This window comes from Pseudogracilibacillus sp. ICA-222130, from assembly GCF_037892545.1.
Taxonomy (GTDB): domain Bacteria; phylum Bacillota; class Bacilli; order Bacillales; family Amphibacillaceae; genus Pseudogracilibacillus.
Map to the genome: position 1 here is coordinate 30,685 of NZ_JBBKBG010000013.1, position 25,016 is coordinate 55,700.

A 25,016-nucleotide genomic window follows, 5' to 3' on the forward strand; every position below is an offset into this window, starting at 1 on the left:
GATAAAATGAAAAAACAAAAAAAGGTGCTGACAATTGGTGATGCGCTTGTGACGATGAATCCAATTTCAAAAGGTCCTTTAAGGTATGTTACACATTTTGAAAGAAGAGCGGGTGGGGCAGAATTAAATTTTGCCATTGGTATGGCGAGATTGGGCGTGGATTGTAAATGGATTAGTAGATTAGGAAAAGATGAGTTTGGTAGAGCGATTTTTAATTTTGCGCGTGGCGAAGGAGTCGATATGTCAGAGGTGGAGTTTACCGATGAATATCCAACATCTATAAATTTCAAACAAATTAATGAAGATGGTTCTGGAAGCACGTTTTATTATCGTCATCCATCACCGACTCTAACGATGACAAAACATTTAATAACAGATGAATTATTAAATGACATTGATTTAATTCATATTACAGGTGTTTTTTTATCCATAAATAAAAAAAATATCGATATGATTGAAACATTATTAAAAAAAGCAAAAGAATATAAAATTCCAGTTTCATTTGACCCAAATATTCGTCTGAAAATGTGGACAATTGAAGAAGCACGTGCTACCTTTGAAAGAATTTTTCCATACGTTGATATTATGTTAACAGGGTTAGATGAATTAAAAATGATTACCAATAAAATAGACGAAATTGATTTTATTCAATTTGTAAACGATTATGACATAAAAGAATTGGTAATCAAAGATGGGGAAAATGGCTCGAAATTATATTGCAACAATACTTGGTATGAGCAGGAAGCATTTAATGTCAACGTTGTTGATACAGTAGGTGCTGGTGATGGTTTTGATGCGGGTTATATATATGGATACTTGCATGAAAAAGACTATGAATCTAGGTTGTGTTTTGCAAATGGAGTAGGTGCACTAGTTACAACAGTAAGTGGAGATAATGAGGGACTTCCTTATATTGAAGAAGTAGAAGCCTTTATTAATAATATACAATTAATTGAAAGGTAATGATATACGTTTATGAAAACGGTTCATTCAATTTTAAGTGAATTGCAATTTTGCATACAACAAATAAATAAACAAGAATACGAATCTATCGTTCAGTTACTACGAAAAGATGTAACATTCCATTTTTTCGGAGAAGGTCGTTCGGGATTAGTAGCAAAAATGATTGCGATGAGATGTATGCACAGTGGTAAAAAAGTATATGTCATTGGTGAAACCATAAGCCCAGCAATTCGTGAAAATGACGTCTGTATTTTAATTTCTGGATCTGCTAAAACCAATGCGATTCGTCATATTAGAAAACTAGCTGAAAATATTGGCGCGACGACTTTTTTAGTGACAGCAAATAAGGAAGCGTTAACAGGCGATTCTTTGTTAAGTGGTTTATGGATAAATGCAGCGACAAAGCATACATTACAAAGTGATATGAAAACCATTCAACCTTTAGGGAATCAATTTGATCAAATGGCACATATCATTCTTGATGCAGCAATAATCGATAGTACTAACGATATAACAACAATGATTGAGAATCATACAAACATGGAGTAGGTGTATAAATGGATACTGTAACTTTGTCACATGAACAGTTAAAGAAACTGTCATACAAAAAATTAAAGGAAGTTGGATTAAGTGAAGCTCATGCACAAAAGGTAGCGACAATTTTAATACATGCAGATTTAAGAAATGTGAATTCCCATGGAGTGTTACGAACGGAACATTATGTAAATAGGATTGCTGCTGGCGGTATTGATACAGCTCCAACAATTTCATTTGAACAGACCGGAAAAGTTACTGGTATTGTAAATGGTGGTGATGGAATTGGTCATGTGGTCGCAGATGAAGCAACAAATAAGGCAATTCATTTGGCGAAAGAAAATGGAGTAGGAATGGTAACTGCTATAAATAGTAGTCATTGTGGTGCGTTAAGTTATTACGTTCAAAAAATTGCGAATCAAGGTTTAATTGGAATTGCCATGTCACAGACTGATAAAATTGTTGTCCCTTATGGAGGAACCGAATCGTTTTTAGGTACAAATCCTATCGCATATGGTGTCCCTGCTAAAAGAAATAAACCATTTATTTTAGATATGGCAACATCTAACGTTGCGTTAGGTAAGGTGCTTAATCATAAAGAAAAAAATGAACCTATTCCAATAGGATGGGGGGTGGACGAAAAAGGAGAATCGGTAACAGATCCAAATAAAGTTGTGTCTTTATTACCATTTGGTGGAGTGAAAGGGTACGGCTTAGCAATTGTAGTAGATATTTTTTCTGGTTTATTAACGGGGTCAAAATTTGGTCCTCATATTTCCAAAATGTATGATGATTTAGATCAAAAAAGGAAGTTAGGACATTATTTTTGTGCAATTGATCCAGAAATGTTTACGAATAAAGAACAATTTTTAGAGCAAATGGATCAAATGATGGAAGAGTTACGGAATGTACCACCGAAAAAAGGTGTTAAACAAGTATATGTTCCAGGTGATATAGAGCATGCCATAGAAGCAAGGAATAAAGAGAAAGGTGTTACTATTCCAACAAGTGTATATAATTACTTAAATAGTTAATTGGAGGGAAATTGAAATGAAGAATATGAAATGGTTTATTACATTAATAGTTGCGATTTTTGTTTTAGCGGCTTGTGGTTCTAATAACAATAGTGGAAATAACGGAGAGAATAGTGGTTCTAAAGGGGATACGGTGAAGTGGAAGTTAGGACATTTAGCAGATGAAAATCATATTTGGCATGCTACAGCGGAAAAATTTGCTGAATTAGTAAATGAAAAAACTGATGGTGGAATTGAAATTACAATTTATCCTAGTAATACATTAGGTGGAGAAACAGATACAATTAATGCAATTCATGCAGGAACTGCAGATTTAGTATTCTCTGGTGAAACATTAGAAAATTGGGCACCGAAAGCAGCACTTTTAGCAACTCCTTATGCGTTTAGAGATGGTGACCATGTGAAAAGCGTTGTAGAAGGTGACATCGGAGCAGAAATCGAGAAACAAATTATTGAAGAAGCGGAATTAACACCGTTATTTTATTTAACTAGAGCTCCGAGAAATTTAACGTCAAATAAACCGATTGAAAAAGTAGAGGACATAAAAGGCTTTAAAATGCGTGTACCAAATGTGCCATTGTTTTTAGATGCTTGGGATTCAGTTGGAGCAAAGCCTCAAGTAATGGATTTTAACGAAGTGTTTACAGGATTACAACAAAATGTGATTGATGGACAAGAAAACCCGGTTGATTTAATTCAAAGTGGTGCATTATACGAAGTTCAGGATTATGTGAATAGAACTGAACATGTTTATTCATGGATTTATGTACTTGTAGGGAATGAGCAATTTAATGCTTTAACAGAAGAACAACAAGAAGCGGTTCGTGAAGCTGCTGCAGAAGCACAAGAGTTTGGTGCGAAATTGTTTGAAGATGAAATCGATCAGATTGAATCAGAACTAGAAGAAGCTGGGATGGAATTTATAGATGTAGATCAAGATTCATTTAGAGAGAAAATGGAACCTGCATTAAAAGAGACATTATCTGAAGAACAGTATGAATTATACGAAAAGATTTTAGAAGTTGAGTAATTAGTATGAAAGGCACAACTTATTATAGTCGTGCCTTTCGCATTATAAATTTGAAAGGAAGTGAATAATCATGAAGTTCACTTTTCGAATGATAACGAATATATTAAGTATTTTAGCTATCATAGCCTTTACAGGAATTATCGTTATTGTTTGTATACAGATCTTATCTAGGTTTTTACCATTTTCATATGTTTGGACGGAAGAGTTGACAAGATATTTCTTTTTATTTGCAATAAGTTGTGGTGCACCTCTTGCTTTATTAAAAAATGAATATATTAATGTGGATTTGATTATTGGTAGATTAAGTGACAAGGTTAGAAGAATATATGAAATTGTTATTTACACAATCATTTTAGTTTTTAGCATTATTATGAGTAAAGAATCGTATTATTTTATGATTTTAGGACATAAACAAAAATCTGCTACCATGCCATTTAAAATGTCATTAATTCATTCTTCCATGTTAATAATGTCTGTTTTCTTATCATTTTATTGTTTAGTAAGATTATGGTATTTATTTAAACATAAACAAAATAAATACGAAGTGTCTGGCGGTGGAGAAATATGATGGCCTTAATGTTATTTATATCATTTTTAGTATTAATTTTCTTAGGATTTCCGATTGCATTTAGTCTGGGATTGTCATCAGTTCTTTATTTAGTAGTTGCAGATATATCGTTAAGTATTATCCCACAAAAAATGTTTGAAGGATTAAATTCATTTGTATTATTATGTATTCCAGGCTTTATTTTAGCAGGTAATTTAATGAATGTTGGGGGTATTACGAATCGTTTAATTGATTTTGCAAATAGTATATTAGGGCGTGTACGTGGTGGTTTAGGATTAGCAAACGTAGGTGCGTCTATGGGATTCGGTGGAATTTCTGGTACAGCATTAGCAGATACGGCTAGTATTGGTGGAATATTAATTCCTGCCATGAAAAAAGAAGGTTATGGTGCCGGATTTTCCGTGGCAGTAACAGCCTCATCCTCTACAGTTGGACCTATTATCCCACCATCATTACCGATGATTATTGTCGGTACATTAGCATCTTTATCAATTGGTGATTTATTCGTTGCAGGTATTATTCCCGGGATAATGATTGGTCTTGGATTAATGATTCCAACTTACATTATTTCTGTAAAACGTAATTATCCAAAGGGAGAAGCTAAATCATTTAAAGAAATTGTAAAAAGCTTTTTTGGTGCTTTTTGGGCGCTATTAATGACATTGATTATTTTATATGGAATTTTGGGAGGAATATTTACACCAACAGAAGCATCTATTGTTGCAGTAATTTATGCACTTATCATTGGTATTTTTGTATATCGAGAATTACCAGTTATAGAAATTCCTAAAATAATGTTAAACACGATGACGACAACAGCATCTATTATGTTATTAGTTGGCTTTGCAAATCTTTTTGGGTGGATTTTAATAAGTGAGCAAATCCCACAAATGGTTGCAGATGTTATTTTAGGAATCTCAACAAATAAATATATCGTTATTTTATTAATTTTAGCGTTAGTCCTTTTTGTAGGTACATTTATGGAAACGATTGCTGGTTTAGTAATTTTATTTCCAGTATTATTACCAGTTGCAACATCAATCGGGATGGATCCAATACATTTTGGTGTAACGATGGTGTTAGCAATGATTATTGGAGTTGTAACACCACCGGTCGGTGTATGTCTCTTTGTCGCCTCGCAAATAGGGAAGGTATCTATGGGGACAGCAACGAGGGAATTACTACCATTTTTGCTTGTTAGTGTGATTGTACTTTTACTCGTTGCATTTATACCGGCATTAACGTTGTATTTACCGAGTTTATTTAATTAGGGGATGACAAAAATGAAATGTGTTCAAGTGGTAGGACCAAATGAGTTAGTGATTCAAGACACTAACAAACCGAAAATTAATGATGATTATGATGTCTTAGTGAAAACGAAACGTGTAGGTATTTGTGGTTCAGACATGCATATTTATCATGGTACAAATCCATTAGCAACATACCCACGTGTTATTGGACATGAGGTAACTGGTGAAGTATTAGAAATTGGTTCGAAAGTTACGAATGTTCGAGTTGGTGACCATGTTGTGGTGGAACCGATCTCATATTGTGGAGAATGTTATGCGTGCCGAAAAGGACGCCAAAATGTATGTAAACAATTATCTGTCTTTGGTGTTCATGAAGATGGTGGAATGCGTGAGTTTTTTGTATTGCCGGAAAAGCAGTTGCATATCGTTGACTCTACATTAGATTGGGAAGATGCAGTTTTAGCAGAACCGATGACAATTGGCGCACAATCTGTTTGGCGTGGAAATGTAGAAGAAGGAGATTCTGTTCTTATTCAGGGTTGTGGACCAGTTGGAATATGTGCTTTGAAGATGGCAAAGTTAAAAGGTGCCTTTGTTTATATGACAGATTTGGATGAATCCCGTTTACAGTTTGCTAAAGAAAATGGAGCGGATGTTATTTTACAAGCTAATGATAAAAATTTAGTTAATAACATAATGGAAAAAACAAAAGGGGAAGGAATTAATGTAGTTATTGATGCGGTTTGTATTCCACAAACATTTGAATTAGGCGTGAGTATTGCTTCTCCTGCTGGAACAGTCGTTTGTTTAGGTTTTACAGATATACCTTCAAATATTCAGCAATTGCCAATTACAAAAAATGAATTAACCATTGTCGGTTCTAGATTACAAACAAATCAATTTCCAGAAGTAATTTCCTTATTGAATGACAGAAGATTACAAGTTGATGATTTTATCACTCAAACTTATAGTATGGAAGATATTAAAGAGGCGTTCGATTTTATTGAAAAAAATCCAGATAAAGTTAGGAAAGCACTTATCACCTTTGAATAGGAGGGAAAATATGTTACCAAAATATGAGGTGTTACAACAATTACAACAATCGAAAGTTGTTGCGGTTATTCGTGGAAATAATCAGGCGGAAGCTGTAGCGATTTCAGAAGCGGCAATTAAAGGTGGGTTCCATGCAATTGAAGTAACATATACGACACCGAATGCAAGCGATGTAATAAAAATTTTGAACAAAGAAAATGCCTTGGTTGGAGCAGGAACAGTATTAGATGCTGAAACAGCTCGTGATGCATTGTTACATGGTGCAAAATTTATCGTTAGCCCACATTTTAGTGAAGAAATTAGTAAAGTATGTAATCGGTATGCTGTACCTTATTTACCAGGTTGTCTAACTATAAAAGAAATGGTTACAGCTTATGAATATGGTTGTGACGTTATTAAACTATTCCCTGCAAATAACTTTGAGTCTTCCTTTATAAAAGCAGTTAATGGACCATTGCCACATGTACGAATTATGCCTACAGGTGGCATCCATGTGAATAACTTTACACAGTGGTTAGATGATGGAGCTTTCGCTGTCGGAATAGGTAGTGATTTAACGAAGGCATTTAAAGAAGATGGTGCACAAGGTGTTATGGAACAGTGTAAAAAATACTTGTCAAAAATATAAAGGAGCTGTTTTTAATGGATATGACATTTCGTTGGTATGGACGTGATAATGATACAGTCACATTAGATCAAATAAAACAAATTCCTAATGTGAAAGGAATTGTATGGGCACTTCATAAAAAAGAAGTGGGGCAAGTATGGACGAAGGAAGAAATAAAGTCCGAAGTTGATTACATTACATCTTTCGGTTTTCATGCGGATGTAGTTGAAAGTGTAAACATACATGAATCCATTAAGATAGGTGATGAAGATCGGGATGTATATATTGATAATTACATTGAAACGATTAAAAATTTAGGTGAGTTCGGTGTAAAAGTTATTTGTTATAATTTTATGCCTATTTTTGATTGGACTCGTTCAGATTTATTTCACCCATTACCAGATGGTTCAACAGCATTATTTTATGAAAAAGCAAAAATAGAAGAAGTGGATCCATTTGATTTATTCAAATCTGTTTCAGATGCAACAGATTTATCATTACCGGGATGGGAACCAGAGAAATTAGATAGAATTCAAGAGTTATTCAAAGCATATGAAACTATTGATGAGGAAAAATTATGGGATAATTTAGCATATTTTTTAGAACGAATTTTACCTATATGTGAAGAACATAATATAAAAATGGCCATACATCCTGATGATCCACCATGGTCGATTTTTGGCTTGCCAAGAATCATGACGGGAGAAGCGAGCATAAAAAAATTATTTTCTATTTCAGATTCTCCATCAAATTGTTTAACATTCTGTACAGGATCGTTAGGAGCAAATCCTAATAATGATATGAAGGATTTAGCAAATAAATATGCACATCGTTCTCCATTTGCTCATATTAGAAACGTAAAAATATATGAAAATGGTGATTTTATCGAGACTTCTCATTTAACAGAAGATGGATCCATTGATATTGCAGGAGTTATAAAGGAACTAGCATCACAAAATTATACAGGGTATGTTCGTCCAGACCATGGTCGTCATATTTGGGACGAGAAATGCCGACCTGGATATGGATTGTATGATCGTGCATTAGGAATAATGTATTTATTAGGATTATGGGATGCTTATCATTATAAAGAGAAGGAGCTTTCATAATGAATCCAATACATGAAAATTTACGAGGTAGAGTTGCAGTTGTAACTGGTGGTAGTGGTGTACTTTGTTCAGAAATGGCAATGGAATTAGCAAGACACGGTGTAAATATTGCCATATTAAATCGAACGATTGAAAAAGGGGATTCCGTAGCAAAATCGATTGTTGATAATGGGGGCAATGCTTTTGCGTTTGCAGCTGATGTGTTAGATAAAACTTCATTAGAAGAAGCGAAGAAAGCGATTCTCCATACATTTGGAAGGGTAGATATTCTTGTTAATGGTGCAGGTGGAAATCATCCAGATGCGATTACAGATGATGAAATATTTGAACCGAATGGATTAGGAAAAAGTTTTTTTGATTTAGAAACAGATGGTTTTTCTCGAGTATTTGCAACAAATTTTACTGGTACTTTTTTAACAAGTCAAGTTTTTGGGAAAGAATTATTAAAAAGTCCATCTCCGACAATTGTTAATATATCATCTATGAGCGCATACGCTCCGATGACAAAAGTACCTGCATATAGTGCTGCGAAGGCTGGTATTAATAATTTTACTATGTGGATGGCAACGCATTTTGCACAAAGTAATTTACGTGTAAATGCAATTGCACCTGGTTTCTTTTTAACAGAACAAAACCGTGATTTATTAACGGAAGCAGATGGTTCTTATACAACAAGGGCAAATAAAATCATTGCAAGCACACCAATGGAACGTTTTGGTGAAGCAAAAGAGTTAGTTGGAACACTTTTATGGTTAGTAGATGAAAATTATTCGGGATTTGTTACAGGTGTAACGGTTCCTGTTGATGGTGGATTTATGGCTTATTCTGGTGTGTAATGAGAGTAGTGAAAGGATGAAGCAGGATGCTCATTCAATTAGCTTTAGACAGAATGACAGAAAAAGAAATTTTTGCTTTACTTGATAAGGTGATAGAAGAAATTGATGTGATAGAAGTCGGTACAGGAGTTATAAAACAATATGGTATGAGTATTGTAAGAAAGATTAAAAATCAATATTCGAATACTTTAGTTTTTGCAGATATGAAAACATGTGACGCAGGTGAAAGTGAAGCAATTCAAGCATTTCAAGCAGGGGCCGACATTACATCTTGTATGGCATTTTCTCCTAGGTCAACAATTGAAAAGGTACTACAAACTGCGACAAAGTACGATAAGGAAGTAATGATTGATTTATTAGGAGTTCAGGATGTAGAGAAAATTAATGATTTATATCGGATGGGCTGTCGTTATTTCTGTTTACATATAGGAATAGATGAACAAAAAGAAAGTATAAACCCTCTATCCGATTTATATGAAACTATGACTAACTTGCAATCTTGTAAAATTGCTGTTGCAGGTGGTATTACTCCTTCATCACTTTCTAATTTAGACTTATCGTTGATTAATATCGTCATTGTTGGTAAAGCAGTTACTAAAAGTGTTCATCCATTAGATGTAGTACGATGTATAAAAAGAAAAATAAGTAATTAGAGACTAGCAGATATTATGTTAGTCTCTAATTTTTATTGAATGATGAATAGAATGTTCATGACCGCGCCCGTTCCAAGTATTTTTTTTCGATAAATTCAACGACTTTATACATAAGTGCTGCGAAAATAGCAATGAGGACGAGACTTGCCATGACGAGTGTGAAGTCGAACACTTGGAAACCATAAATAATTAAGTAGCCGAGCCCTTGATTTGCGACGAGAAATTCCCCGACGATGATACCGACCCAACTTAGACCGACATTTACTTTTAAAGTAGAAATAATCGTCGGAAAGGAGGCGGGGAAGATTGCTTCTGTAAAAATTTGTTTTCTCGTTGCGCCAAACGTTTTTAATACGGTAATATAATGTTCATCCACTTCGCTAAATGCGGTGAAAACGACGATTGTTGTAATGATGATAGAAATAATCGCTCCCATCATAATGATAGAAATATAACCTGGACCTAGAGCAACAATGAAAATGGGACCGAGGGCGACTTTTGGCATCGCATTTAAGACAACCAAATATGGGTCAGCGATATTCGATAATCGACGGGAACTCCATAGAATCGTTGCAAGAATAACGCCGAGCAATGTACCGAGTAAAAAGCCGATAATCGTTTCTATTAATGTGACAGCTAAGTGATGTGTCATCGTACCATCGATCAATTTTTCAACCATAAGTAGCGTCACGTTTGTTGGGGAGCTAAAAATTAATGGATCAAGTAAGTGAAGACGACTGCCAAGTTCCCAACCGACGATAAAAAGGACGAATATAATGAGTTGTACGGTCAGGACGAATTTCTTTTCACGTTTCACTTTCTTTTTAAAATTGTCATGCAATATATTTTCAATCGTCTGTTTCATCTACTTGCTCCTCCTTTTTCCCTCGTACATCTTGCCATATTTCATCAAACAAAGCTTGATATGCTTCATGACGTCTTACGTAGAAAGGTTTGGTTACGCGAAGAGCGCTCGGTATCGTGAATATTTTTTTAATCGTACCAGGCTGACCATCCATTAATAAAATTCGGTCACTCATGGAAATTGCCTCACTAATATCATGTGTCACTAAAATCGCGCTCTTTTTATATGTTTTAATCATGGAGGCGACGAGATTTTCGAGGGTCAATTTTGTTACATAATCAAGAGCAGAAAAAGGTTCATCTAATAAAAAAATGGTCGGATCATTGATAAGGGTTCGGACGAGGGCGGCTCTTTGACGCATGCCACCGGATAGTTCTTGTGGAAATTTTTCTTCGACATTCACTAATCCGACTTCGTGTAAAAGTGTACGTGCTTCTTCCACTGTAGCGTTCGATAATGTACCGTTCATTTTTGGCCCAATTAAGACATTGTCGAGAATTGTCCGCCATGGAAATAAATAATCTTGCTGTAACATGTAACCGACTGTTATATCGCTCATGGCAATTGCTTTTCCGTTGATGAAAATATGCCCTTCTGTCTGTTTAGTTAGTTGGGCGATGATGGAAAGGATCGTTGATTTTCCACAACCACTAGGGCCGATGATCGATATAAATTCTCCGTCCTTCATCGTAAAATCGACATGTTCGATTGCTTTCGTATAATTTTTTTCGGAAAAATAATAATGTGAAACTTCGTGAAAAGTTAAAAAGTCCATCCGACTCCCTCCTTATTGTTGCATCACTTTTTTCGCGATTGATGTATCGACGAGCTCATTGTATGGTGCATGTGCCGGGAGTTCACCAGCTTCTTCCATTATGGTTTGCAAATGGTTCCAGCCATCTTCAGATAGAATGGGGGACGTTGCAAATGATTCTTGTTGTTTATACCGTTCGACGGAAGCGGTAAGTAGTTCGAGTTCAGTATCTTCAAAATATGGCTGAATAATTTTAGCGATTTCTTCCGAGTCAGTTTTATCTATCCATTGTTGCGCTTTGTAAATGGCTTTCGTAAATTGTTCTATCATTTCTTCGTCTTCCTGCATCGTACTCGTTTTTGTCATGAAGACGGTGTACGGCAATTTTCCAGAATGTTCCCCAAACGATGCAACAACATGGCCCTTTCCTTCCATTTCAAATGTACTGGCAGTTGGTTCGAATAATTGGACATATTGTGCGTCTGTCGTTAAAAAAGCACTCGGAATGTTTGCGAAATCAATGTTTTGTTCTAATTCAAGGTCTTCGTGCGGGTCAATGCCGTTTTGTTTGAGTACATACTCACCAACCATTTGTGGCATGCCACCGACGCGCTGACCGAGAAAGTTTGTTTCTTTTACATCGTTCCATTGGAAATTTTCATTTGGTTCTTTTGCAACGAGGAATGTACCGTCTGTTTGGGTCAGTTGTGCAAAATTAATGATAGGGTCATTCGGGTTTTGGTGTTTCACATAGATGGAAGTTTCAGCCCCAACTAGTGCGATATCTGCTTTGTTAGAGAGGAGAGCAGTCATCGCCTTGTCACCACCCCAAGCGGTTTGTAGTTCAATATCAATCCCTTCCTCCTCAAAATACCCAAGTTCAATTGCCGCGTATTGTGGCGCATAAAAAACCGATCGGGTCACTTCAGATAATGTAATTTCTTTCTGTTTCGTTGTTGTATTACAAGCAGTGAAAATGGTCGCGAGTAGTAGCACGGTTATGCATAGCATCATTTTTTTCATTGCACAAAACTCCTTTATGTTCATATCAACATTAATGTATGTGAAAATGCTGAAAATGTGCATGGAAGGAGGATGGTGTGGAGGGGAGGGAAGCTGTATGAAAATATATCCGCAAGTTCATTGAGAAAAGTGGTTGAACTTGCGGAAATAGTTGATATATCCGCAAGTTAATTGAAAAAAGTGCTTGAACTTACGGAAATAGTTGATATATCCGCAAGTTTATTGAAAAAAGTGCTTCCACTTGCGGAATTAGTTGATATATCCGCAAGTTCATGAAGAAAAGTGCTCTAACTTGCGTAATTAGTTGATATATCCGCAAGTTAATTGAAAAAAGTGCTCCCACTTGCGGAAATAATGAATATATCCGCAAGTTATCAAAGAAAAGCGCTTCCACTTGCGTAATTAAATGATATATCCGCAAGTTCCCAGCAAAAAGCGCTCCCACTTGCGAAATTAACGAAAATCGAGAAGGAGGTTGACTTGAAAAACACCACCCCCCCTCATGATGCAATCAGCAAGCCGTCACCCGCCGCTCCACAAAGCAAGGCCCGACGACAAGGAGCGTCTATCAAACAAAAAACCCCGGCCACCATTCTTATGAATGATGACCGGGGTTCATATGTTGTGATAGTTTGTTAGCCTCTGTATGTTGGGCCAGCGTTTTTGATTGCTTCGCTTGCGTTTGTGAACTTATCGAAGTTCGCATGGAATTCTTTTGCTAAATTTTTAGCTGTTTCATCGTATGCTTCTTTATCTTCCCAAGTTAAACGCGGAACTAATACTTCATCTGGTACTCCAGGTACATGAGCTGGAATATTTAGACCGAATACTTCATCTTTTACGGTTTCTACAGTGTTTAGCTCACCTTCTAGTGCAGCATGAATCATTGCACGAGTGTATGAAAGTTTCATACGTTTACCGACTCCATAAGGGCCTCCAGTCCAACCAGTGTTAACTAAAAATACATTTGTGTTGAACTGATCGATTTTTTCTCCAAGCATTTCTGCATATTGATCTGGAGAAAGTGGTAAGAATGGTGATCCAAAGCAAGCTGAGAAAGTTGCTTCTGGTTCTGTAATTCCACGCTCTGTTCCAGCTAATTTAGACGTATATCCACTTAAAAAGTGATACATTGCTTGTTCTTTCGTTAACTTACTGATTGGAGGTAATGTTCCTGACGCATCAGCAGTTAAGAAAATAATTGTATTTGGATGACCTGCAACACTTGGAACGATAATGTTGTCAATGTTCTCTATCGGGTATGCAGCTCTTGTGTTTTCTGTTAATGAAACGTCTGAGTAATCTGGTTCACGAGTTTGATCATCGAGTACGACGTTTTCTAATACAGAACCGAAACGAATAGCATCAAAAATTTGTGGTTCTTTTTCACGTGTTAAATCAACACATTTTGCGTAACAACCACCTTCAATGTTGAATACACCGTTTGGACTCCATCCATGTTCATCATCACCGATTAATTTACGGTAAGGGTCAGCTGATAATGTTGTTTTTCCTGTTCCTGATAAACCGAAGAATAAAGCAACATCCCCTTCCTCCCCAACGTTTGCAGAACAGTGCATAGATAACACATTTTGTTGTGGTAATAAGTAGTTCATCACAGAGAAAATAGATTTTTTAATTTCCCCAGCATATTCCGTTCCACCGATTAATACGACACGCTCTTTGAATGAAATAACGATAAATGTTTCAGAATTCGTCCCATCTTCTTGAGGGTCTGCTTCTAATGTCGGTGCAGAGAGAACTGTAAAGCCAGCCTCATGTGCTGCTAACTCATCTTTCGTCGGTGTAATGAATAACTGACGTGCAAAAAGGTTATGCCATGCATATTCGTTTACTACTTCCACTGGTAAACGATATTTTTCGTCTGCTCCAGCGAATCCTTTAAAAGAGAAAACTTCATCTTTATTTTTTAAGTGATTTACAACTTTATCGAATAATTTTTGGAATGATGCCTCATCGATTGGTTTGTTTACTTCTCCCCAATCTACTAAGTTATCAGAAACGTCATCACGAACGATGAAACGGTCTTTTGGTGAACGGCCAGTGTATTTTCCAGTAGTTGCTTGAACTGATCCAGTTGCAGTTAATACACCTTCATTACGTGATAAAATCTTTTCTACCAATCCTGGTACAGATAAATTGTTATGAACATTGTCATTTTGTAAAATTTCTTGTGATACAGTTGACCTAGCTGTCGTATTCATTGAATTAATCCATCCTTTTTTCTCGTGTACTTTAAAATCTGAATATAGTATAACACATTAAACGAATTAGTCCATACTAATGTAATAAAACAAATAGAAAATGTTAATTTATTATAATGAAACAAAAGCTAAAACGTCTAAAAACGTTGGTGCAATAACGTTTTTTAAATGTATTACAATTTTGTGAAAAAAATCACAAAAGCTTTGTCTCACTACAGTAAATCTATTTTAACATAATCATATCAATACTTGAACTACCATTTTAGCGTTGGATAATGGGCGAAAAAAACAAAATAATAGGGAAAAAATGGAAATGTTTCATACTATACGTGTTCGGGTAAAAGATATTAAGTTTCGTTGCTGAAGATGCATAGGAAAAAAGTAAGATACATAAAAGAAGGGGTGGGGTTCATATTGGGGAAAAGTAATAAAACGGCTCGAGTTTTTGTTGGACTAGGAGTGGCAATTATGATAGTAAGTGTTTTAATTGGTACTGCGATTGCACCAACGGAAATAAGGATAGGGGCTATAGATCGAACAGAATTTTCTTGGGGAGTTTTTTTCACTACCGCGTTCAGTGGATTTATATCAGGGATGTTTTTTATTGGGATGGCTGAAATCATTGAGTTATTAGATGGATTGAACTGGTATGGATCCAAAGTGTCCTCTGACTTGAGAAAACTTTTGAACGAAAAAAATCGGAATTCGTAATTTTTTCAGAAGTTCGGGTTATCGCATGCATATAGAAGGTTGTATTTCTTCTTTAATCGATTGACATTTCACTTATTATCATATAGACTAGCCATTATAGTATACATATAGAGGTGTTTTTCAGGAAATATTTCATATGTAATAAACAACGGACTCTCTTATTAGGAGTTGGTGGAGGGACAGACCCTGTGAAGCCCAGCAACCTCACAAGTATGTGAAAAGGTGCTAACCTGATGCAAGGATTTTCCTTGAACAATAAGAGTGAAAGGCAGAAACAATATCCTTTCCTCATTTTATATAGGAAAGGATTTTTTCATGAATTCCATTATTTATGAAAAATGAACGAGTCATCTCGTTCCCTATGATCTCTATCGAGTAGAGCTCCGTGTAATATTTATAGGAGGCTTAATTATAATGACAAAGAATCGCCGTTTATTCACATCAGAATCAGTAACGGAAGGACATCCGGATAAAATGAGTGACCAAATCTCGGATGCAATTTTAGATGAAATTTTAAAAGGGGACCCGTATGCACGTGTTGCATGTGAAACGACTGTTACAACAGGACTCGTGTTAGTTTCCGGTGAAATTACGACGAATGTATATGTTGATATCCCTTCCATCGTTCGTAAAACAGTAAAAGAAATTGGATACACGGATTCACGTTACGGATTTGATGCAGAAACATGTGCCGTATTAACGGCTATCGATGAGCAGTCACCTGATATTGCAGGTGGAGTAGATGTTGCATTAGAAACACGGGAAGGAGAGGCAGATGAATCGGAAATTGGTGCGGGAGACCAAGGGTTAATGTTTGGGTATGCATGTGATGAAACAGAAGATCTAATGCCATTACCGATTTATTTAGCGCACCGTATTGCAAAACGATTAACAGATGTTCGTAAAGACCATACATTACCGTATTTACTGCCTGACGGTAAAACACAAGTAACGGTAGAATATGATGAACATGATAAACCTGTTCGGGTAGATGCAATCGTTGTGTCTACTCAACATACGGAAGATGTTACATTAGAACAAATTAAAAAAGATATACAGGAATATATTATTAAACCAATTGTTCCGAGTTTCTTATTAGATGAAAACACGAAATATTATATTAACCCATCTGGTCGTTTCGTGATCGGTGGACCACAAGGAGATGCGGGATTAACAGGCCGTAAAATTATCGTCGATACGTACGGTGGATATGCTCGTCATGGTGGGGGAGCATTTTCTGGTAAAGATGCGACAAAAGTGGACCGATCTGCAGCATATGCCGCACGTTATGTCGCGAAAAATATCGTGGCAGCACATTTAGCGGAAAAATGTGAAGTTCAATTAGCGTATGCTATTGGAGTGGCACAACCTGTATCGATTGCGATTGATACATTTGGAACTGGAAAAGTGTCAGAAGAAATTTTAGTCGAAGTGGTACGTGAAAACTTCAACTTAAGCCCACGTGGCATTATTCAGATGTTAGATTTACGTCGTCCGATTTATCGTGACACTGCAGCATATGGACATTTCGGCCGTCGTGATGTTACACTTCCTTGGGAAAATTTAGATAAAGCGGAAGCATTAAGACAATCGGTTGTCGCAATTGCGAATAAATAAAAGGAAAAAATGGATGATATACATGTCATCCATTTTTTGTTTATATGGACAACAGCTGTATAATAGGAAGAGAAAGTAGGGTGAAAAGTTCCTGTGATATGGATGAAAACCTATTCATAAATAAGATGAAACAATCTAGTGAACAATTGCAAAATATTGATGTTTACGACGGATGTAATGCTTGTCGTAACAGAAAAAAATATGGTATTATTTTTTAGAAAATAGATTTCATAAAGGTAGGTTACAAACATGGGCCATTTTATTGGAAGTTTACATCATGGAACGACTTCATCTATCATCGATGTAAACAATGTCGAGCAACATGAACAAACATATGAACATGGAAATTTTTCTTTTTTATATGAAGCAAGTGAATTAGATCAAGTATTTGAAAATGAACAATATTATGTACATTATTTTGGTGAATGCTATAACAAGGAAACATTAGCGGAAAAAGCGGGGATTTCATCCACGAATATTGCAGAAATTATTGCAGTGTTATTTCCACAAGGACAAAAGGAATTATTCGCGCAAATTAGCGGGAAATTTATTATTACCATTTTAGATAAACATAGTGAAACATTATATGGAGCGAGAGATCATTTTGGTGTGAAGCCACTTTTTTATGTAGAAAGGGATGGAGCGTTCACCTTTTCTTCTTCAAAAACGGAAATTACGAACCGTTATCATATAGATAAAATGAATGAAACAGCGTTACAACATTATTTTAGTTTCCAATATGTACCTGAACCATATACATTGCATGACGATGTCGTTATTATGGACCCGGCAACTTATTTTGTGAAAGAAAAAGCAGGGGAAGTGACATTCCATAAATATTGGAAGCCATCCTTTGACCCTATCCAAACAGAGAAGTCTGTATGGATCAATAAAATTCGTGAAGTCATGTATGAAAACATTGAAAAACGGATGGATGGTATTGCAGATATTGGGGCCTTTTTATCTGGAGGAATTGATTCGACCTTAGTCGTGTCGATGGCGAAAGAGATGAACCCAAATATAAAAACATTCTCTGTCGGTTTTGAGCGAGAAGGATTCTCTGAAGTGGACGTTGCTAAGGAGACAGCAGATAAAGTAGGCGTTGAAAATATCGCGAAATTTATTACGGCAGATGAATATGTAAACCAAATTCCGGAAATAATGTGGAATTTAGAAGAGCCATTAGCAGACCCATCTTGTATTCCGCTATATTTCGTTTCTAAAGAAGCGAGCAGTTATGTGAATTTTGCATTATCTGGCGAAGGTTCGGATGAGTTATTCGGCGGGTATAATATTTATCGTGAACCAGATTCTTTACGGATGTTTAACTATATTCCTGGATTATTCAAAACATTAATTCGAAAAGTTGCGATGACTTTACCGGAGAATATGAGTGGGAAAAGTTTCTTATTAAGAGGGACAACCCCATTAAGAGAACGTTATATCGGTAATGCGAAAATGTTTGAGGAAAAAGAAAAAGAAGCCTTTTTAAAAACATTTAACCGCACGATTTCCTATGAAGATATTACGGGACCATATTATGATATTATAAGCCATGAACCACTCGTCGCTCAAATGCAATATATCGATATTCATACGTGGATGCGTGGGGATATTTTATTAAAAGCAGGTAAAATGTCGAAAGCAAATGGAATTGAAATTAGAATGCCGTTTGTCGATAAAGATGTGTTTGAATTAGCGAGCAAAATTCCAATCGATTTAAAAATTGCGAACAACACGACGAAATCGATTTTACGTGAAGCATCACGTGGAATTATTCCAGATCACGTATTAGATCGGAAAAAATTAGGATTCCCTGTACCGATGAGACATTGGCTGAAAAAAGAATTAAACGGTTGGGCGAAACGTACGATTGATGAAGCGGAAGTAGATGCATACGTCCATAAACAATTTGTCCGTGATTTATTAGAGGCACATTGTGCAGGAAAAGCGGATTATAGCCGAAAAATTTGGACCTTCTTAATGTTCATGGTATGGCATCAAGTGTTTATGGAAGGAAAATATGATTTTGCGCAAGGGCAATCAACGTTAAGAGGATAACCTCATTACATGAAAGAACAAAAAAACAGTCTATTACTCATACATCGTAATAGACTGTTTTCCCATTTGTTCCCAAGCAGCAATGAAATCTTTTATTGGTGCACTACTTCGGTAATTTAATGGGTCATTGAAATATACTTTTTCTTCGTCATATCCAGTTATTAAGACAGCGTGTTGTCGGTACGTAATGTCGATTGGTCCATCTTCTGTTTGCCATGTTTCAAATTGTTCTTTTGGCAAATGTGTATAGTGGGAATTAATGATGACCCATACTGGATGGCCTTCACTTATATGTCTTTTTACTTCTTTAAAATCTTCTCCCGTAAAGTCAATTACTTGTAAATTTGCCGCATGTTTTTTGGCGAGTGATGCGATAGGTCCGTGGTAAACACCGAGGCCTGGTTCATCGAATGTATACATACTCCCGACAAATCCATTGTCCGGATTGCCGAAATGAACTTGTCCATTTTTATATTGATACGCTTGTGTACTACGTTTCACTTCTTCAGCTAACGTCATTTTATCGACATCGATCCCATGGAAAGAAAGAAGCATGCTAAGTGCGGTTACTTCACAACCGCGTGGCAATTCTGGCAACTGTTCTATAAGTGGTGCTTCTAATTGTACGGCTTTTTTAATTTTTCCTTTCGCTTCTTTTCCTTCATGTTTGATCGTTTCAGCATGGACTTTTTTATCTTTTGTTACGTCTTCTTGTTCAAATGTATCAATGATGGCATGTTTCACATGCAGAAACTCACCATTCGTATAAGCTAAATAACCGATAAAAAGGGTCGTCGAAGCAAAAATCGTCATATAAAATATCGATAGTATGTAAGAAGCTCTCTTTTTAAAAAAGAAAATCGATATGACAGATACACCATATAAAACTAAAGAAAGGATGAATAGTAGAAGGAGCAAATATGTCACCTCATTATATTAATCAGTAAAAACATTTTCTTTATAGTATTGGCCTTTTTCTACATAAGATGCTCGAATTCTGTCCATATCTTGTCTATCTTTATCTGTTAATGTACGAACAACCTTTGCAGGGCGACCAAATGCTAATGTATTCGGTGGAATTTTGGTGCCAGGAGATAGTAAACTTCCTGCACCGATAAATGCATTTTCTCCGATTTCCACTCCGTCTAATAAAATGGAACCCATCCCGATTAAGGCATTTTTTCGAACGGTACAACTATGTAAGGTTACTTGATGCCCAATACTTACACCGTCTTCTAAAATAACAGGCATGTTTGGGCTTTGGTGAATCAGTGATAAATCTTGAATGTTGACGTTGTTTCCAATAATCGTTGGTGCCACATCGCCACGGATCACAGTTTGGAACCATACACTACATTTTTCGCCCATTTTTACATCGCCAACAATTGTAGCGTTTGGAGCGACATAGGTCGTTTCATCAATTTGTGGATATTTTCCTTTATATTGGTCAATCATTGTACACACCTCATTTCATTTATCTATCCATTATCATACCATGAATGCTCGCAAATCTCTTACCTTACTGCCTTTTTTCCATCGCGATCACAAATGGCGGATCATTCCGTTGGTTCACGAATCCATACTGGAGGACACCGTAATATTGTTGGTCTAAATTTGTGACAAATTGAAGGACAGCATCTTTTTCCTCTTTCCCTCCAACATGCCCATGGTAGACAACGAGCACAACACGGCCACCTTTTTCTAGGTTGTGAAGCAATGCTTGAATGGCAGCGATGGTCGATGGTGCTTCTGTAATCACTTTTTTATCGCTTCGTGGTAAATAACCTAAATTAAATACGGCTGCACGAATTTTTTTCTTATGTTCTTCTTGTAAGTATGTTTCGAGCTTTGCATGGCTATCATGAATATAATGAACATTGTTCCATCCATGTTGGTTTATTAATTGTTTCGTCGTTTCGATCGCTTGTTGTTGCACGTCAAAACTGTATACATGTCCAGTTTCACCGACGAGTGTTGCAAGTAATAATGTATCGTTCCCATTACCACAGGTTGCATCTACAACGATATCTCCTTCATTTGTCACCTCTTTTAATAAATGATGTGCAAATGGAATGATCCCTTTAAACATATGATTTAAATTCCTTTCCTTATGTAAAATAAAACTTATTCATAATATAACATCAAACATCATCTTCACGCATGAAAAATGCTGTCATGAGGGGACGAATCTTGACAATTATCGTCGTTTTCACTACAATTCGTATAGTTAGGGTATTTAATTTTTAGCGAAATGAAGTTTTTAGCAAGCTCCTCATTTATGTATAAGATGAGTAGCTTTTTTACGTAACATATACATATTATTTTTTGGAAAAAAGTTGAACTGAGGAGGAACTTTTGTGAATTATAACCATCGCGAAATCGAGAAAAAATGGCAAGATTATTGGTTAGAAAACAAAACATTTAAAACAGATACTTATTCGAATAAAGAGAAATTTTATGCACTTGATATGTTCCCATATCCATCTGGATCCGGTTTACACGTTGGACACCCAGAAGGATATACGGCGACAGATATTTTATCTCGTATGCGCCGTATGCAAGGATATGAAGTATTACACCCGATGGGATGGGATGCTTTTGGACTTCCAGCAGAGCAATATGCGTTAGATACAGGGAATAGTCCGGCTGCATTTACAGAAAAAAATATTGCGACATTTAAACGACAAATTCAAGAGTTAGGTTTCTCTTATGATTGGGATCGTGAAATTAATACGACAGATCCAAAATATTATAAATGGACACAGTGGATATTTACGAAGCTATACGAAAAAGGGCTCGCTTATATGGATGAAATTGAAGTGAATTGGTGTGAAGCGCTTGGAACCGTGTTAGCGAATGAGGAAGTAATTGATGGAAAAAGTGAGCGTGGCGATCATCCTGTAGTGAAAAAGCCAATGAAACAATGGGTATTAAAAATTACAAAGTATGCAGATCGTTTATTAGAAGATTTAGAAGAACTCGATTGGCCTGAAAGCATTAAAGAAATGCAACGTAATTGGATTGGTCGTTCAGAAGGAGCGGACGTTACATTTCAAATTAAAGGGCATGACAAATCATATGATGTGTTCACGACACGTCCTGACACCTTATTCGGTGCGACTTATAGTGTCTTATCACCAGAGCATCCGTATGTGTTAGACATTACGACAGAAGAACAGCGTGAAGCGGTGGAAGCATATATAGAAGAAGTTAAAAACAAATCCGAAATCGAACGAACAGATACATCGAAAGAAAAAACAGGTGTATTCACTGGAGCATATGCGATTAATCCGGTTTCTGGTGCAGAAATTCCAATTTGGATTTCAGACTATGTATTAATGTCGTATGGAACGGGAGCAATTATGGCAGTTCCAGCACATGACGAGCGTGACTTTGAATTTGCGACAAAATTTGATTTACCGATTGTCGAAGTCGTTAGCGGTGGCGATGTTTCAAAAGAGGCGTACACTGGCGACGGAGTACATGTAAATTCAGACTTTTTAAATGGATTAGAAAAAGAAGCGGCAATTACGAAAATGATTGATTGGTTAGAGGAACATCATGTAGGGAAAAAGCAAATAACGTATCGTTTACGTGATTGGTTATTCTCTCGCCAACGTTATTGGGGAGAGCCAATTCCTGTCATTCATTGGGAAGACGGTACCATGACGACTGTTCCAGAAGAAGAATTACCACTTACATTACCTGAAATGGATGAAATTAAACCTTCAGGCACAGGGGAATCGCCACTTGCAAATAGTGATTGGATCCATGTAGTCGATCCAAAAACAGGCATGAAAGGTCGCCGAGAAACAAACACAATGCCACAGTGGGCTGGAAGTTGTTGGTATTACTTACGTTATATCGACCCTGACAATGATGACATGCTCATCGATCCAAAACTTGTGGATAAATGGTTACCGGTTGACATTTATATCGGTGGAGCAGAACATGCGGTTTTACACTTACTATATGCTCGTTTCTGGCATAAATTTTTATATGATCTTGGGGTTGTACCGACAAAAGAACCATTCCAAAAATTATTCAACCAAGGGATGATTCTAGGTACGAACAATGAAAAAATGAGTAAATCAAAAGGGAATGTCATCAATCCGGATGACATCGTTCAAAGCCATGGTGCAGATACATTACGTTTATACGAAATGTTCATGGGACCATTAGATGCGGATGTCGCATGGTCTACAACTGGATTAGATGGAGCACGTCGTTTCTTAGATCGTACGTGGAGATTAGTCGTTGCTGAAGATGGAACTTTAGCAGATCGTATCGTCGAGGAACATGATGAAGCAATGGAGAAAACATACCATGAAACAGTCAAGAAAGTAACAGAAGATTATGAGCAGTTACATTTCAACACGGCGATTTCACAAATGATGGTCTTTATAAATGAAGCATACAAAGTAGATAAAATAAGTAAAACGTTTGTAGAAGGATTCGTAAAATTACTACATCCAATCGCTCCTCATTTAGGGGAGGAATTATGGAATCGACTTGGTCATGAAGACACGATTGCATATGAACCTTGGCCGACATATGATGAAGCGAAATTAGTAGAAGATGAAGTAGAGGTCGTTCTACAAGTAATGGGGAAAGTGCGTTCAAAATTACATGTAGCAAAAGATATTTCGAAAGAAGAGTTAGAAACACTTGCATTAAACGATGAAAAAATTAAACAGTGGATTGATGGGAAAACCGTACGTAAAGTCATCGTCATCCCTGGAAAATTAGTCAATATCGTTGCCAATTAAATAATAAAAGAGCTTAGACAAAAACGATGATGCATGACAAGTAATGAATGTTTATAGGCACATCAAACGAATGCTTACGGAATGAACACACACCGATAGTAGCGCAATTTCTTGATAGAAATGTTGACTCGTCGGTGAGTGATTTAGTTCGAATCTTTCGTTCGTGTAGACAAACATCTCTTGTTCATCCTTTTTCTAAGCTCTTTTTCTGTTTATAATCGAATGTTTTATAAAAAGGAACCCATTTTTTGTGTTTTTGTATACCTCTACATAGGTTCTATATTTTGTTTGATTAACGTCCATTTCCCGTTTTGATAATGATAAATAGAGTCAATTTTGGCGAGTAGATCGTATTTATCGATTCCAGCGACAAACTGTGTTGTTTTTATACTATACCCATTTGCGGTATGAATCGTTACAGTTTCTGTATTGATAATAGGACTAATGTGTACTTTTTGTTTTTTTAATAACGTCCCGTTCGTATCATATATATTTGCTTTCGTGTATTGATCTTCCTTTCCATCTAATGCAATGTTGAATGTATCATTTTGAATGGGATCTCGTAGGATGACTGTAAATCCATGTTGAAATTTGCCATCCAATTGTACTGGATGGGGGAGGGGGATTTTTTTAAAAGAACCGTGTTGAAATTCGTATATTTGTGTATCGTACATCGTTCTTTCTTTATTTAATGCTACTTTATATAAAATATTCATTGTTCCATTGTTCGTAATATCGATGAACGAAACCGTTGGATCATATCCTTCCTTTAATGCAATATGCCATTTTTTATTCGTTTCATTTGTAATGGAAATAGAAACATTTTTTAAAAAGGTTGTTGTTTCCGATAAATATGTTCCATATAGTTCTATTTTTTCTTTACGGCCATCTTTTGTTACATCTTCTTCCATAGTGGAAATGGTTGTCTGATGTTGATCTTCTTGGAGAGATGTTTCTTCTATCATAGGGACTTCTGTTAATAATAATTGCATGATCGTTAGGAGAAGGAGCATTTTTTATTCATCCTTTCTACTTATTTTGTTAGTTTGGATCAAACGGAATAAAATATGTATAAAAAATTAGGTTATGTGTTGACATTTTACCTAAAACATTATAATATTAATCTTGCTGCTTGAGAGGCAGGAAATTTTCAAAAAACATATTGACGAAATATGTAGAAAATGATATAATATAATTCCCTTCGAAAGATGATTAAATATTGACAAGTTCTTGCTGAACATGTTATATTAATAAAGTCGCTTTCTAAGTGGGAGATAAAAGAACTTCAACAAAACTGTTGACAAAGAAATGTCAGCATGATATAGTATAGAAGTTGTCTCAAGAGAGACGAACA

The 25,016-nt window shown here is 36.1% G+C and carries 23 protein-coding genes and 1 riboswitch; of the genes, 15 read left to right on the top strand and 8 right to left on the bottom strand.

Annotated elements, in window-relative coordinates; all coding sequences use genetic code 11:
• Nucleotides 1–6: 6 nt before the first annotated feature.
• From WKT09_RS07270 to hxlA, 11 genes are all read left to right on the top strand, one after another.
• A complete protein-coding gene (locus WKT09_RS07270) occupies nt 7–963 on the top strand; it encodes a sugar kinase (RefSeq protein ID WP_340415408.1) in 957 nt (318 codons plus the stop codon).
• A 12-nt stretch (nt 964–975) separates the two neighbouring features.
• The gene (locus tag WKT09_RS07275) at nt 976–1,512 is read left to right on the top strand and encodes an SIS domain-containing protein (protein ID WP_340415409.1); all 537 of its coding nucleotides are present in this window, start codon (nt 976–978) and stop codon (nt 1,510–1,512) included.
• Nucleotides 1,513–1,520: 8 nt separating this feature from the next.
• On the top strand, nt 1,521–2,531 hold the full coding sequence (gene allD / locus WKT09_RS07280; RefSeq protein ID WP_340415410.1) for an ureidoglycolate dehydrogenase: 1,011 nt from the start codon (nt 1,521–1,523) through the stop codon (nt 2,529–2,531).
• Between the two features lie 25 nt (nt 2,532–2,556).
• Complete coding sequence (locus tag WKT09_RS07285; RefSeq protein WP_445324005.1) at nt 2,557–3,561, top strand: TRAP transporter substrate-binding protein; 1,005 nt, start codon at nt 2,557–2,559, stop codon at nt 3,559–3,561.
• A gap of 70 nt (nt 3,562–3,631) precedes the next feature.
• Nucleotides 3,632–4,129, top strand: a complete 498-nt coding sequence (locus WKT09_RS07290; RefSeq protein WP_340415412.1) for a TRAP transporter small permease — start codon at nt 3,632–3,634, stop codon at nt 4,127–4,129.
• Nucleotides 4,126–5,400: a TRAP transporter large permease gene (locus tag WKT09_RS07295; protein ID WP_340415413.1), complete on the top strand. Its 1,275-nt coding sequence runs from the start codon at nt 4,126–4,128 to the stop codon at nt 5,398–5,400. The genes WKT09_RS07290 and WKT09_RS07295 overlap by 4 nt, the downstream gene beginning before the upstream one ends.
• A gap of 12 nt (nt 5,401–5,412) precedes the next feature.
• Nucleotides 5,413–6,432: a zinc-binding alcohol dehydrogenase family protein gene (locus WKT09_RS07300; RefSeq protein ID WP_340415414.1), complete on the top strand. Its 1,020-nt coding sequence runs from the start codon at nt 5,413–5,415 to the stop codon at nt 6,430–6,432.
• A 10-nt stretch (nt 6,433–6,442) separates the two neighbouring features.
• Entirely contained in the window at nt 6,443–7,060 is a 618-nt protein-coding gene (locus WKT09_RS07305) for a bifunctional 2-keto-4-hydroxyglutarate aldolase/2-keto-3-deoxy-6-phosphogluconate aldolase (RefSeq protein WP_340415415.1), read from the top strand.
• 14 nt (nt 7,061–7,074) lie between these two features.
• Nucleotides 7,075–8,148, top strand: coding sequence for a mannonate dehydratase (gene uxuA / locus WKT09_RS07310; protein WP_340415416.1), 1,074 nt, complete (start codon nt 7,075–7,077; stop codon nt 8,146–8,148).
• Entirely contained in the window at nt 8,148–8,984 is an 837-nt protein-coding gene (locus WKT09_RS07315) for an SDR family oxidoreductase (protein WP_340415417.1), read from the top strand. The genes uxuA and WKT09_RS07315 overlap by 1 nt, the downstream gene beginning before the upstream one ends.
• Before the next feature lie 26 nt (nt 8,985–9,010).
• The gene (hxlA, locus tag WKT09_RS07320) at nt 9,011–9,637 is read left to right on the top strand and encodes a 3-hexulose-6-phosphate synthase (RefSeq protein ID WP_340415418.1); all 627 of its coding nucleotides are present in this window, start codon (nt 9,011–9,013) and stop codon (nt 9,635–9,637) included.
• 55 nt (nt 9,638–9,692) lie between these two features.
• Here the strand turns inward: hxlA and WKT09_RS07325 are convergent, their stop codons facing one another.
• From WKT09_RS07325 to pckA, 4 genes are all read right to left on the bottom strand, one after another.
• Complete coding sequence (locus tag WKT09_RS07325) at nt 9,693–10,502, bottom strand: ABC transporter permease (protein ID WP_340415419.1); 810 nt, start codon at nt 10,500–10,502, stop codon at nt 9,693–9,695.
• Entirely contained in the window at nt 10,486–11,277 is a 792-nt protein-coding gene (locus WKT09_RS07330) for an ABC transporter ATP-binding protein (protein WP_340415420.1), read from the bottom strand. Before WKT09_RS07330 ends, WKT09_RS07325 begins: the two co-directional genes overlap by 17 nt.
• Nucleotides 11,278–11,289: 12 nt before the next feature.
• On the bottom strand, nt 11,290–12,279 hold the full coding sequence (locus tag WKT09_RS07335) for an ABC transporter substrate-binding protein (RefSeq protein WP_340415421.1): 990 nt from the start codon (nt 12,277–12,279) through the stop codon (nt 11,290–11,292).
• Nucleotides 12,280–12,914: 635 nt separating this feature from the next.
• Nucleotides 12,915–14,504, bottom strand: coding sequence for a phosphoenolpyruvate carboxykinase (ATP) (pckA, locus tag WKT09_RS07340; protein ID WP_340415422.1), 1,590 nt, complete (start codon nt 14,502–14,504; stop codon nt 12,915–12,917).
• Nucleotides 14,505–14,918: 414 nt separating this feature from the next.
• On the opposite strand from pckA, the gene WKT09_RS07345 reads away from it, so the two are divergent.
• The 3 genes from WKT09_RS07345 to asnB all read left to right on the top strand — a co-directional run bounded on the left by WKT09_RS07345 (nt 14,919) and on the right by asnB (nt 18,893).
• Nucleotides 14,919–15,215 carry a hypothetical protein gene (locus WKT09_RS07345; protein ID WP_340415423.1) on the top strand — a complete coding sequence of 99 codons (297 nt, stop codon included), beginning with the start codon at nt 14,919–14,921 and terminating at the stop codon, nt 15,213–15,215.
• Between the two features lie 155 nt (nt 15,216–15,370).
• Nucleotides 15,371–15,477: riboswitch (SAM riboswitch) on the top strand.
• Between the two features lie 152 nt (nt 15,478–15,629).
• Entirely contained in the window at nt 15,630–16,832 is a 1,203-nt protein-coding gene (gene metK, locus WKT09_RS07350) for a methionine adenosyltransferase (protein WP_340415424.1), read from the top strand.
• A 249-nt stretch (nt 16,833–17,081) separates the two neighbouring features.
• Complete coding sequence (gene asnB, locus WKT09_RS07355; RefSeq protein WP_340415425.1) at nt 17,082–18,893, top strand: asparagine synthase (glutamine-hydrolyzing); 1,812 nt, start codon at nt 17,082–17,084, stop codon at nt 18,891–18,893.
• 33 nt (nt 18,894–18,926) lie between these two features.
• On the opposite strand, the gene WKT09_RS07360 is transcribed toward asnB, so the two are convergent.
• From WKT09_RS07360 to WKT09_RS07370, 3 genes are all read right to left on the bottom strand, one after another.
• Nucleotides 18,927–19,811: a C39 family peptidase gene (locus tag WKT09_RS07360; protein WP_340415426.1), complete on the bottom strand. Its 885-nt coding sequence runs from the start codon at nt 19,809–19,811 to the stop codon at nt 18,927–18,929.
• An 18-nt stretch (nt 19,812–19,829) separates the two neighbouring features.
• A complete protein-coding gene (locus tag WKT09_RS07365) occupies nt 19,830–20,348 on the bottom strand; it encodes a gamma carbonic anhydrase (RefSeq protein ID WP_340415427.1) in 519 nt (172 codons plus the stop codon).
• Nucleotides 20,349–20,412: 64 nt separating this feature from the next.
• Complete coding sequence (locus tag WKT09_RS07370; RefSeq protein ID WP_445324003.1) at nt 20,413–20,982, bottom strand: class I SAM-dependent methyltransferase; 570 nt, start codon at nt 20,980–20,982, stop codon at nt 20,413–20,415.
• A gap of 268 nt (nt 20,983–21,250) precedes the next feature.
• On the opposite strand from WKT09_RS07370, the gene leuS reads away from it, so the two are divergent.
• Complete coding sequence (gene leuS, locus WKT09_RS07375) at nt 21,251–23,662, top strand: leucine--tRNA ligase (RefSeq protein ID WP_340415428.1); 2,412 nt, start codon at nt 21,251–21,253, stop codon at nt 23,660–23,662.
• 266 nt (nt 23,663–23,928) lie between these two features.
• On the opposite strand, the gene WKT09_RS07380 is transcribed toward leuS, so the two are convergent.
• Complete coding sequence (locus WKT09_RS07380) at nt 23,929–24,675, bottom strand: hypothetical protein (RefSeq protein WP_340415429.1); 747 nt, start codon at nt 24,673–24,675, stop codon at nt 23,929–23,931.
• Nucleotides 24,676–25,016 lie beyond the last annotated feature (341 nt).